Raw genomic sequence first — 11724 nt, 5'->3', positions numbered from 1 at the left:
GTTTTGGATTTGCTGGTGTTGGCTGAAGTGCTTATGAGGCTGATGTCCCGAATCATCGAGATTTTCCTGATGATAAGAGACGCGCTCCAAACCCGCAAGGGAAAGGAGCGCTCACAGTAAACCCAAACCGCCGAAGCGATCCGAGAGCCGTGGGGAGTTAGCGCTCCCTGCGGCTCGCCCTTATTATACAAAAACGGCCGTGCTCCGCAAGGAGAATCGATGTACAACAATCGGGGTCGCGCGCGACCTTAGGCAAAGGGTCTCGAAGCGGGCTTCCGCGCACTGCAGCGTTTCTATTCCTGCAAGTCGTTGGGGTCGAAGGACTCGATGAGGTCGAGCAGCTCCTGCTTCTTGTGGATGTCCAGCTTCGCGTAGATGCGCTTCGAGTGCGTGCGGATGGTGTTCTCGGTGACCACGAGATCCTCGGCGATGCGCGCCACGGTGTTGCCGCGCGCGATGAGCTCCATGACCTCCGTCTCGCGCTCGCTCAGACGGTAATGCTGCTGCAACAGCGCCGCCTGCTTCGAGATGCGGTCGAGGTACACGCGCTCCTCGCGCTTGCGTTCGCGCTGCGGCTTGCGGCTCGCGCGAGGCGGCCGATCGCCGCGCTTGCCCGCCTTCTTCGGCACCGCGTCGTCGGGCTTTTCGCCCTCCGCGTTCGCCCCTGCAGGCTTCTTCTCGGGCGCATGCGCGCGTAGGGCGACCAGCTCGATGCTGGCCGCGGCATCGCTGTCGTGTTTGAAGATGCGGCGGAACCCGCCCTGTCCGATGAAGTACATGAGCCCCAGCAGGTACACGGCCACGAGCGCCACCACGGCGAGCGGCGCGATGCCGATGATCATGGTCTGCTCGGCGAACGTGCCGCCGATGAAGCCCACGTCGTGCAGCGCGTACACGATGCCGCCGAAGAACCCGTAGATGAACACGGGGTTGATGCCGCGGTCGCGCGAAGCTTGCGCGCATTGAATCATCATGAGCATGATAGCCACGCTGTACACGGCGTACAGGCCGCCGGCCAGCCAGCGCGCGTACTCCTCGGGCAGAAACGGCAGCAGCAGAAACGAGGTGATGACGAACGGGAAGAAGACGCGGTAGGCGCCCACCACGTTCACGCTGAGGTTCTTGAACTGCCACAGCACCAGCAGCGATATAGCCGCGGTCAACGATCCGCCCATCGACAGCACGTTCACGAGTGATCCCACCGCCGGCTCGCCGATGGCCAGGGAGCGCATGATGCCCGTGCAGAACCCCAGCGCGCCCACGCATAGCGCGCTTCGCCAGTAGTCGTTCACCAGGCGCTGGTACACGAGCGGATGGTCGCGCGGCACGTCCTGGAACATGGCTTGATCGAGGTCGATCTCGCGGCTTTTCAGCACAATGGTCAACCCGAATAGCGGCAGGAACACGAGCGGGATGAGAAACGCCGTCACCGCTTGCGGAATAAGGTACAGCGAGAAGTACAGCACCGCCGCGTATAGGGTACCCTTGATGAGGTCGCGGTTGCCGGTGTCGGAATCCTGGCTGGCGAACAGGCGTTGCCACAGCATGTAGAAACCGGCCGACCCCAGGCCCAGGAGCGCGCCGCCGCTGACGACGAGCGGCAGCGCCCATGCGTCCAGATAGATGGCCGCGATGAGGCAGCACCATCCCAAAAGGTAGGGCATGGTGGCCAGCCGTACGATGAATGTGCGCGTGGGGCCGGGGAAGAAGTACGATCCCAGGGCGCTGGCGAAGTAGCTGAACGAGAACACGAGCGATTGCGCGAGGAAGAACCAGAACACGATCTCGGTGGTTTGGAACTCCATCGGAAGAAACGGGAACACGCCGCCCCATACGCCCGCGGCGTTGATGGCCAAGAACAAGCCGTAGCCGAGCGAGGTGATGTTCGGCTTCATGATGCTGACGATGGTGGCTGCGTTCAAAGATCCTCCCCCGAGACCGCGCGCATATGCGGTTTTTCCGTTCCCGCACACTGTTCCCGTTGCATCAGTATAACGGTATTGTCAGAAGTATCGTGCGACGCATTACCCAAAGTGCTGTCTTGTGACCTGGGGAAACGATAAGTTCGCATATTTTATGTGACACGGCGGTCGCGGGGGAGTGCCACAATGCGAGGCGTTCCGCCCGGGAAGCGGAGCGCCAGACGAGAGAGGAAAGAGGGAGGGACCATGACGAACATGTTGGAGAACGCTCAGGTGTCTCGCCGCACGTTCATGAAGGGCTCGGCGCTGGCCGGCCTGGGTGCGGCCGCGATGGGCACGGGTGCCGTGTCGCTGTTCGGCTGCTCGCCGAGCGCCGACGGCGCGAAGGGCGGCGACGCCGCTGCGACGCAGGCCGTCGAGGAGACCACGACGTGGGGCCACTGCGCCATCAACTGTCCCGGCCGTTGCAGCCTGAAGTTCCACGTGCAGGACGACGAGGTCGCCTGGGTGGAAACCTACACGAGCAAGGACGCCGGCTTCGACGAGGTGCAGCCTCGCGCCTGCCTGCGCGGTCGTACGTACCGCCGCTGGCTCGCGAACCCCGACCGCATCAACTACCCCATGAAGCGCGTCGGCAAGCGCGGCGAAGGCAAGTTCGAGCAAATCTCGTGGGACGAGGCCGTTGACACGATCGCCAGCGAGCTCAAGCGCATCATCGACGAGTACGGCAACGAGTCCGTGTACATCCCCTACGCGACGGGCGTGAGCTCCACGACGGCTCGCTCGCTGCCGCGTTTCATGAACTGCATCGGCGGTTGCCTGGGATCGTACGGCGACTACAGCGCCATGCAGATGGAAATGATCGTGCCTCACACCTACGGCGCATCGGGCTTCAGCGGCAGCACGCTCAACGCCGCCGAGGACGCCGCGCTCATCCTCGCGTTCGGCACGAGCCCGACCGAGACGCGCCAGGGCGGCGCCGTGTCGCACTACGACTGGGTGCATCTGCGCGAAACCACGAAGGGCAAGATGATCTACATCGACCCCCGCATGAACGATTCCGTCATGGGCCGTTCCGCCGAGTGGCAGCCCATCAACCCCGGCACCGACGCCGCGCTCTGCTCCGCCATCGCGCACGAGCTGATCGCGAACGACCTGGTGGACAAGGAGTTCCTGGACACCTACTGCGTCGGCTACGACGAGGACACCATGCCCGAGAGCGCCAAGGGCCAGAGCAAGTCCTACAAGGACTACATCATGGGCACCGGCTACGACATGGTGGAGAAGACCCCCGAGTGGGCCGCCCCCATCTGCGGCATCTCCGCCGACCGCATCAAGGAGCTGGCGGCCGAGATCGGCGCTGCCAAGCCGCTGTACGTCGTGCAGGGCTGGGGCCCGCAGCGCCGCAGCAACGGCGAGCTGAACTGCTGGTCCATCATGATGCTGCCGCTGCTGACCGGCCAGGTCGGTCTGCCGGGCACGAGCAACGGCTGCCGCGAGGGTTCGTACTCCATCAGCCTGCAGTCCCTGCCGGCCGGTGACAACCCCATCAAGGCGAAGATCCCCGTGTTCCTGTTCACCGAGGCCATCGACCATGGCACCGAGATGACGGCGCTCAACTCCGCCGTGACGGGCGCCGACAAGCTCAACCAGAACATCAAGTGCATGCTGAACTACGCCGGCAACTGCCTGACGAACCAGCATGGCGACATCAACTACGCGCACGACATCCTTGCCGACGAGAGCAAGTGCGAGTTCATCGTGGTGTGGGAGACGGCCATGACGGACTCCGCCAAATACGCCGACATCCTGCTGCCCGACCTGTTCCGCTTCGAGCAGGTGTCGCAGATCGGCACCGGCGGCGACAACGCGTACATGATCAGCGGCCAGCCGTGCACCACGCCGAAGTTCGAGCGCAAGACCCTCTACGATGCCCTGACCCTCATCGCCGACAAGATGGGCGTGAAGGAGCAGTTCACCGAGGGCAAGACGCAGGAAGAGTGGATCAAGGAGCTCTACGAGAAGACGCGCGAGAAGGACACCGAGCTGCCGACGTACGACGAGGCCATGGAGATGGGCGTCTACACGCGCAAGAACCCGAAGGGCGCGACCATCGCGTTCGAGGCGTTCCGCAACGATCCGGCGGCCAACCCGCTGGACACCCCTACCGGCAAGATCGAGATCTACTCCGAGACGCTGGCCGGCATCGCCGCCACCTGGGAGCTTGGCGAGGAAGATCTCATTTCGCCCATCCCGGTGTACACGCACGGCTTCACCGAGACCGACGTGCCCACCGACGAGTTCCCCTTGCGTTGCAGCGGCTTCCACTATCGCGGTCGCACGCACTCCTCTTGGGGCGGCATTGAGCTGCTCAAGGAAGTCAACCCGCAGGAGGCGTGGATCAACCCCGCCGACGCGAAGGAGCGCAGCATCAAGCAGGGCGACAAGATCCGCGTGAAGAACGCGTTCGGCGAAATCGAGCTGCTGGCGAAGGTCACGCCGCGCGTGGTTCCCGGCACGGTGTGCATCTCGCAGGGCGCATGGCACGACGCCGACATGTACGGCGATCGCGTCGACAAGGGCGGCTGCATCAACACGCTGACGACCCATCGCCCGTCTCCGCTGGCGAAGGGCAACCCTCAGCACAGCAACATCTGCCAGGTTACCAAGGCGTAGGGCGACGAGCCGCAGAAAGGGTGATATACCATGTCTCAACAGGCATTCTACTTTGACGGCACGCGCTGCACCGGGTGCAAGACCTGCCAGATGGCGTGCAAGGATTACAAGAACATCGATCTGGGCATCTCGTTCCGCCACGTGTACGAGGTGACCATCGGCGACACCGTGAAGGACGCCGACGGCATCCTGACCACCACGTGCGTCAGCTATCCGCTGTCCATGTCGTGCAACCACTGCGATTCGCCGATCTGCTTCGAGAAGTGCCCGCAGAGCGCCATCATCAAGGACGCCGACACGGGCCTCATGTCCATCGACGAGGAGAAGTGCATCGGCTGCGGCACGTGCGCCATCGTGTGCCCGTACAACGCGCCGAAGGTGGACGAGGAGAAGAAGAAGGCCGTGCGCTGCAACGGCTGCGCCGAGCGCGTGGCCGCGGGCGAGAAGCCGGTGTGCGTGGAGGCCTGCCCGGCCCGCGCCCTGGACTTCGGCACGGCCGAGGAGATGGCGAAGATGGGCGAGCGCGGCAACATCGCTCCGCTTCCCGACCCGTCCGAAACCACCCCGAACATCTTTATCAAGGCATCCGCGGACGCTCAGCCGGTGGGCGCGGCGGAAATCGCCAACCCGCTCGAGGTCGCGTAGCAGGACTGTTCGCGTACGACGCCACGGCCCCTCTTCCCTCCGTGAGGGGCTCGTGGCAATCTGCGGCGCGAGGCGCACGTCTTGGCGGGGTACGCTAAAATACAGCGTACCCCGCTTTTTGGGATAGGGGGAGCGCTTGCGGTTCCGTGTTGACGAGAGGAGGTCGCCACATGTCCCAGCAGGCTTTTTTCTTCGATGGAACGCGTTGCTCAGGGTGCAAAACGTGCATGTTCGCCTGCAAAGACGCCTACGACCTCGACGTCGGCACCGCCTACCGCCGCGTGCTCGAATACACGGGAGGCGATACGGTTCGCAACGGCGACGGCACCTTCGGCTCCACCTGCTTCTCGTACAACGTGTCGGTGGCGTGCAACCATTGCGACGATCCGGTGTGCGTGCGCGTGTGTCCCACCGAGGCCATGCACAAAGACGAGCAGACCGGGCTGGTCAGCGTCAACGACCGGCACTGCATCGGCTGCGGATACTGTCATCTGTCGTGCCCGTATAGCGCTCCGCGCGTCGATCGCGTAAAGGGGCACTCGGTGAAGTGCGACGGCTGTATCGAACGCGTGGCCGTGGGCGAGAAGCCGGTGTGCGTCGAGGCCTGCCCGGCTCGCGCGCTGGACTTCGGGCCGGTCGGCGATATGGAGAAGCTCGGCGAGCGCGCGGCCATCGCGCCGTTTCCCCGGCCCGAGGCGACCGTGCCGAACCTGTTCGTCAAACCGTCCGCCGATGCCCGTCCTGCGGAATCGAAGGACGGCGTCGTGGCGAACCTGTTGGAAGTTGGATTTCGGGCAACCGATAAGGAGATCATGGAATGAGCGAAGAAGCAACCGTGCCGCTGTCCGAGGATGTGCGCGAGGCCATCGCGTTCGTCGGCGAGACGCTGGGGCCGTTCTACCTGCAAGACCCGGTGAAGGGCGATGCCGGCCCGGCCTTCGCGGCCATGGCCGCGATCGACGTTGCGCAGGCCGCCGTGGAGTGGCCGTTCGTCGACGAAGCCGAGGCGCGGTGCGACCTCGATCTCATGCGCTCGGGGTTGGCGGAAGGCATCGACGCCGACGGCCTGGTGTGGGAATACCGCCGCCTGTTCATCGGTCCCGCGCCGAAGCCCGCGCCGCCTTGGGGCTCGGTGTACACGGATCGCGAATGCGTCGTGTTCGGTGCGACCACGTTGGAGCTGCGCGCGTGGATGCGCTCTCACGGCATCGCGCGTCAGACGGACGACAAGACGCCCGAGGATCATGTGGGCCTCATGCTGGTGCTCATGGCCTGGATCGCGCGCAACCAGCCGCAGGATCTAGGCGAGTTTCTGCGGCTGCATCTGCTCACCTGGTCGTCGCACTTCCTCGACCAGCTGATCGAGGCGGCCGGCCAGCCCTTCTATGAAGGTCTCGCGCGTCTCACGAAGGCTTCGCTCGAAGGCATTCAGGCCGAGTTGGGCCTGGACGTCGTCTACCCGAGGTTCTACCGCTAGGATAGCCTGCATGATTTCAGGATTCGATACCGCGCTCGGCGAGATTACGCTCGTGCTGTTCACGACGTTGGCACCGTCGGGCGTGGTTGCGTTCATCTGCATGGGGCTTCCCGTGCTGGGGCGCGGCGCGTCCGTTGCCCTGCGTCAGCGGCTCAACGTGTTCTTGGGGTTGCCCCTCGTGGTTGCCATGGTGGGTCTCGTCGCCTCGGCCACCCACCTGGGCAACCCCGCTAACGCGCTGTACGTGTTCCTTGGGGTGGGACGCAGCCCCTTGTCCACCGAGGTGTTCTGTGCGGTGGTGTTTCTGGCGCTGGCCGGATTGTATTGGCTGTACAACTTCGTCGAGCATCCCAAACCGCAGTTACAGCGAGCGTGGCTCGTTCTGGCCATGCTGGCGGGCGCGGTGTTCGTGGCTGCGGTGGGCTGCGCCTATGCCGCCGACACCATAGTGTCGTGGCACACGGTGTACGTGCCGCTCAATTTGATGCTGAACGCGCTGGTGGGCGGCCCCATACTCGCCATCGCGGGGCTGCGCGCCGCGGGTTACGAGCCGGTTGAAGGCCGTATGGGACGCGTGCTGACGATGGTGGCCGCTGCGGCGTTGGCCGTGAACGTGGTGACGTTCGGCGTGCAGGGTGCGGATTTGGCCTCGATCGAGAACTCGTATCTTACGGCGGCGGAACTGGTGCCCTCGTACGGTTTGATGGTATGCGCGTTCGGCGTGCTTGGCATGGCGGGCATTGGCCTGGACGCCGTCGAATTGTGGCCTCGACGGGTTCGGCTGTCGGTCGGGCGCGCGGCGGGAGCTGCCGTGCTCGTGCTGGCCGGCATCTTCGTCATGCGGTTCGCGTTCTACATGATGCACATGACGGTGGGTCTGGGCGTATAAGCCTAGGAGTCCTTGTCCGCCTCGAAGAAGCAGAAGTGCGCCTTGCCCTTCGATTTCGCTCGATACAGCGCGCGATCGGCGCGCTCGTACACCGTCTTGAACGCGATGCCGTCCTGCGGCACCATGGCGATGCCGGTCGACACCGACAGCTCGATCACGCGGTTGTCGGGCAGCGTCGCGTTCCAAGGGCCTTCCGACAGCTCGACCAGGCGCCTCTCGATATCGTCGCGCTCCATGTCCTCGCAGTACACGACGAACTCGTCGCCGCCCCAGCGGCAGATAAGGTCGCCCTTCCTGAACGCACCGCACAAATGCTGCGCCACGTCGGCCAGCACCGTGTCACCCGACAGGTGGCCGTAGCGGTCGTTCACCTGCTTGAAGTCGTCGAGGTCGATGATGGCGAACGCGCCGCGGTAACCGCGCTGCAGCGTGCGCTCCAGCGCGTTGGCCATGCGCACCGAGGCGCTTTGGCGGTTCAGCAGGCCGGTCAGCGCGTCGTGCTCGGCCTTGTCCTCCAGATCGAGCTCGCGACGCTTGCGCTCGTCGATGTCGGTGACCGACAGATAGGCGTACACGTAGCCGTCTTCCTCGAGCTGCACCATGCGGTAGCTCAGCTCCATCCAGCGTTCATCGTCGTTTTCGCCGAGTCGGTACTCGAGGGAGTCGTTGCGCTCTCCGTCGGCGAAACGCTGCAGCATGTCGTCGAAATCGAGGAAGTTCTCGATGGCTTCTGCGTCCTGGCTTGGGCCGATGTATTTGCCAAGGCGGTCTTCGAGCATGCTGCTCGACCAGTCGTCCAGCGAGATTCCGGCCCAATAGCGCCATGCGCGGCGATCGGCCGAGTTGAGGAAGCTCTTCGTGTTCACGTTGATATACCAGTGATCCACCGCGGCGCCCTTGAGGATGTCGAGCAGCCGGTTGTCGTCCGAGCGCGTCAGTTTCGCCCGCGAATCGTTCAAAGGATCTTCCAGGTAGCCGATGACGCGGGCGGGCTTGCCGTTCGCGTCTGGCACGATCTCGCGTTCTATATGCAGCGTCAGCGGCTCTCCCGTATTCGACCATACCTTGATCGTGCGAGAGGCAGGTCTGCCCCATAACGTTTCGCGCGACAGCCTCCGCAGGACATTGCTCACGTCGTCGCCCAGGCTGGCGGTGTCCTCCTCGTCCGCCGAGGCGGCCAAAAGGGAGGCGATGCCGTTCGACGAGAGGTTCTGGAACGACAGTCGGTCGGAAGCGATGTCGTACACCCACACGTTCAGATCCGATTGCTGAATGATGCGATGCAGGACCTCGTCTTCCAATTCGAGCACCGCCTGCGACTCGCGCAGCTCGTCTTCCTGCTGTTTCTGCTCGGTCACGTCCGCCAGCGAGGCGAAGAAGATGGTGCGGTCTTGCTCGCGGCGCAGGAAGAAGGCGCGCATGCGCATCCACATGATCTCGCCGTTCAGTCGGTACCGACGAAAGGTGGCTTCGGCTCCCGTGACGGGGCGCTCGTACGCTTCGGCGAACATGCTTTGTACGAGGGGCAGATCGTCGGGGTGCACTTGGCGTGAGATCCGGTTCTGTCGTTCGCGCAGATCGATCGAGTTGCATCCGGTGACGTGGTAGTACTCGTTGTTCACTTGCAGCAGCTCGAAACGGTCGGCGTACACGGCGTACACGGCTAAGCCGCCGATCAGGTTGTTTACAGCAGCGCGGCTTACCATGTCGTCGTGCAGCAGCGCGTTCACGTCGATGAGCTCCATGCTGGGGTTCAACACGCCTCGGTAGTCCACGATGCCGTCCTGCGACAGCAGTTGCTCGAGCGCCTCGGTAGACATGGGACGGTAAAAGTAGTAGCCCTGCGCGTAATCGCAACCTATGCCTTGCAGGAAGTCCACCTGCTCCTTCGTCTCGGCGCCCTCGGCGATGATGCGCAGATCCATGAATCGAGCCATGGACACGATGGCCTCAAGGATGCTTTCGCTGCGTTGAGACTGATCCTGTCGAGCGAGGAAGCCCATGTCGATTTTCAAGATGTCGACCGTGATGTCCTTCAGCATGTTGAGCGAGGAATAACCGCTGCCGAAATCGTCCATGAGGATGGTGAAGCCGAGTCCTTTGAGACGGGCGACCGCATCGGCCATTTTCTCGTCTTCTGCGTACGCGCTTTCGGTGATCTCGAGCTCTAGCAGGCGATGGTCGAGGTCGTATCTTGAGACCAGGCCTTCCAGCGCTTCGACCACGTCGATGGCGTACAGGTCGGCCCGGGAGATGTTCACCGATACGGGAATGGGCACACCGCCGCGATCAATCCATGAACGGATATGGCGGCACGCTTCCTCCCATACGTACAGATCGAGGCTGGCGATGAAGTTGTTGCGCTCGAGCACGGGGATGAACGCGCCCGGCATGACGATGCCGCGCGAAGGGTGCTGCCAGCGCACGAGGGCTTCGAGGCCCACGATGCGCTCGGTGCGCGTGTTGCATTGCGGTTGCCAGTGCAGCACGAACTCATGGTTCGTCAGCGCGCGCTTCACCTCGAGCAGGATCTTCGCCTCGGTCTCCATCTCCTCGGTCATCTCGGCTTCGTACCAGGCGATGCGCTTGGTGTAGGCGCCTTTGACGGAGTTCATGGCGATCATCGCATGGTCGCAGGCGGTGACTACGGACACGTCCGGGCTGTCGATGGCGCACACTCCGAAAGCGGGCTGGAACCCGATGGTGTCCTCGGAATCGAACGGCTCCTTCTTCAGCTCGCTTTCCACGCGTTTTTCGTCGATCAGGCCGTGAGGCAGCAGCAGCGTGAAATCGTCGCCGCCCAGGTAGCCGGCTATGCCGCCGTGCTTACGGGCGATCTCCCCGATACGTGAGGCGATGGCGCGCAAGATGGCGTCGCCTGCTTCGCGCCCATGCCACTCGTTGTATATTTTGAAGTGCTCGATGTCGATGTACGCTGCATCGTACGCGATGTCGGGCATGTCGGCTACCAGGTGTTCGGCTTTGTCGTAAAACGTAGCCGCATTGTACAGGCCGGTCAGCTGGTCGCGTTCGCGCAATAGCTGGATTTGCGAGCGTTCTGCCTGATCCGTGCGTCGCTGCATCTCTTCTTCGATGTCCGCGATGAAGCACATGACCACGCGCTCGCCGCTTCCGCCGCGCTTGACGGGTGCCACGGTCAGCGACGTCCAGCTCCATGCCCCCGATTCGAGGTGCTTGCGGAACTCTCCGCGCAGTGCGCCGCCTGCTTGTTCGATGCGGTCGAGCAACGTGTCGAAATCCCAGAACGCATGGAAGCGATCGCGGTCTTCGGGGTGGATCATGCGGTCGCGCACGTCGGGGAACATGTCGCTGATGCGTCCCTCGAGCGGAGGCGTCGTGAATTTTCCGGGCTCATGGTAGAGAATCTTGTATGCATCGTCGGTGAGGTTGAGTTCGAACAGCTCATCGTAAGATGACGGCTCGCTCAACGACGTGAACAAGCTGCGGCTGTGCTCGTCGACGGGATGGCCGGAGAACAGCACGCAGGGGCCTTCGTTGAACCAGTCCAGCTCGAGGCAGGTTATCTCGTACCAACTTCCCGTGCGCGCGCTGTAGATGACGCTTTGCGTCGCGTGCTCGTTCGACTCGGCGTTCCAGGGGCAGTCCTTGCACGGTTCGCTTTGCCCGCGGAAGCATTCGTAGCAGAGTTCGCCCACTCGTCCACCGGGGAATACACGACGGGCCGCACGGTCGAGATACACGACGCGATACGATTGGTCGATGACATACGTATGGCCTTGCGTCGAGGCGCTTTTTCGTCGGCTGCCCGGCATCGGATCTCCTGTCTCAAGCTCTTTGATCCATTGTAGGGCTTCGGCGACGGGTTGGGTTCGGCAGGCGCAAAATGATGCCATGGTCTCCGGTTGTTCGTCCGTGTGCGGACGCCCACGAGGCGTCCGCGCCGGCTTTTCCGACGACGTGAACGGGAAAAGAGGAGATGGTCGGGATCGGGGCATGAAGATGCCCGGCGGTCCGCGATAGGGGGAGGGGCGGACGGCCGGGCCGATGGGTCGATCTGGTTCGCCGCATGAGGGGAGGGGCGGCGGCGCAAGATCGAGGCAAGCGGGGCCGGGGGAGGGGGATCGCCCCGCTTG

General features: G+C 63.5%; 7 protein-coding genes. 5 read left to right on the top strand and 2 right to left on the bottom strand.

What is annotated here, in order from left to right; genetic code table 11:
- Positions 1-293 precede the first annotated feature (293 nt).
- Positions 294-1922 carry a LuxR C-terminal-related transcriptional regulator gene (locus tag GT613_RS08845; RefSeq protein ID WP_015759992.1) on the bottom strand — a complete coding sequence of 543 codons (1629 nt, stop codon included), beginning with the start codon at positions 1920-1922 and terminating at the stop codon, positions 294-296.
- Positions 1923-2168: 246 nt separating this feature from the next.
- On the opposite strand from GT613_RS08845, the gene GT613_RS08840 reads away from it, so the two are divergent.
- From GT613_RS08840 to GT613_RS08820, 5 genes are all read left to right on the top strand, one after another.
- Positions 2169-4598, top strand: coding sequence for a DMSO/selenate family reductase complex A subunit (locus tag GT613_RS08840; RefSeq protein ID WP_015759993.1), 2430 nt, complete (start codon positions 2169-2171; stop codon positions 4596-4598).
- Between the two features lie 30 nt (positions 4599-4628).
- Positions 4629-5243, top strand: a complete 615-nt coding sequence (locus GT613_RS08835; RefSeq protein WP_015759994.1) for a 4Fe-4S dicluster domain-containing protein — start codon at positions 4629-4631, stop codon at positions 5241-5243.
- A 170-nt stretch (positions 5244-5413) separates the two neighbouring features.
- Positions 5414-6064 (top strand): 4Fe-4S dicluster domain-containing protein, encoded by a 651-nt coding sequence (locus tag GT613_RS08830; RefSeq protein ID WP_015759995.1) that lies wholly within the window; start codon positions 5414-5416, stop codon positions 6062-6064.
- The gene (dmsD, locus tag GT613_RS08825; RefSeq protein ID WP_015759996.1) at positions 6061-6720 is read left to right on the top strand and encodes a Tat proofreading chaperone DmsD; all 660 of its coding nucleotides are present in this window, start codon (positions 6061-6063) and stop codon (positions 6718-6720) included. The genes GT613_RS08830 and dmsD overlap by 4 nt, the downstream gene beginning before the upstream one ends.
- Positions 6721-6730: 10 nt before the next feature.
- Positions 6731-7609, top strand: a complete 879-nt coding sequence (locus GT613_RS08820; RefSeq protein ID WP_009607929.1) for a DmsC/YnfH family molybdoenzyme membrane anchor subunit — start codon at positions 6731-6733, stop codon at positions 7607-7609.
- A 2-nt stretch (positions 7610-7611) separates the two neighbouring features.
- Here the strand turns inward: GT613_RS08820 and GT613_RS08815 are convergent, their stop codons facing one another.
- Positions 7612-11286, bottom strand: coding sequence for an EAL domain-containing protein (locus GT613_RS08815; protein ID WP_231566059.1), 3675 nt, complete (start codon positions 11284-11286; stop codon positions 7612-7614).
- Positions 11287-11724: the final 438 nt, after the last annotated feature.

The sequence above is a fragment of the Eggerthella sp. BIOML-A4 genome, assembly GCF_009875575.1.
In the GTDB taxonomy this organism is placed as follows: domain Bacteria; phylum Actinomycetota; class Coriobacteriia; order Coriobacteriales; family Eggerthellaceae; genus Eggerthella; species Eggerthella lenta.
Note: the sequence above shows the minus strand (reverse complement) of the source record. Positions and strands in the feature narration are given on the sequence as shown.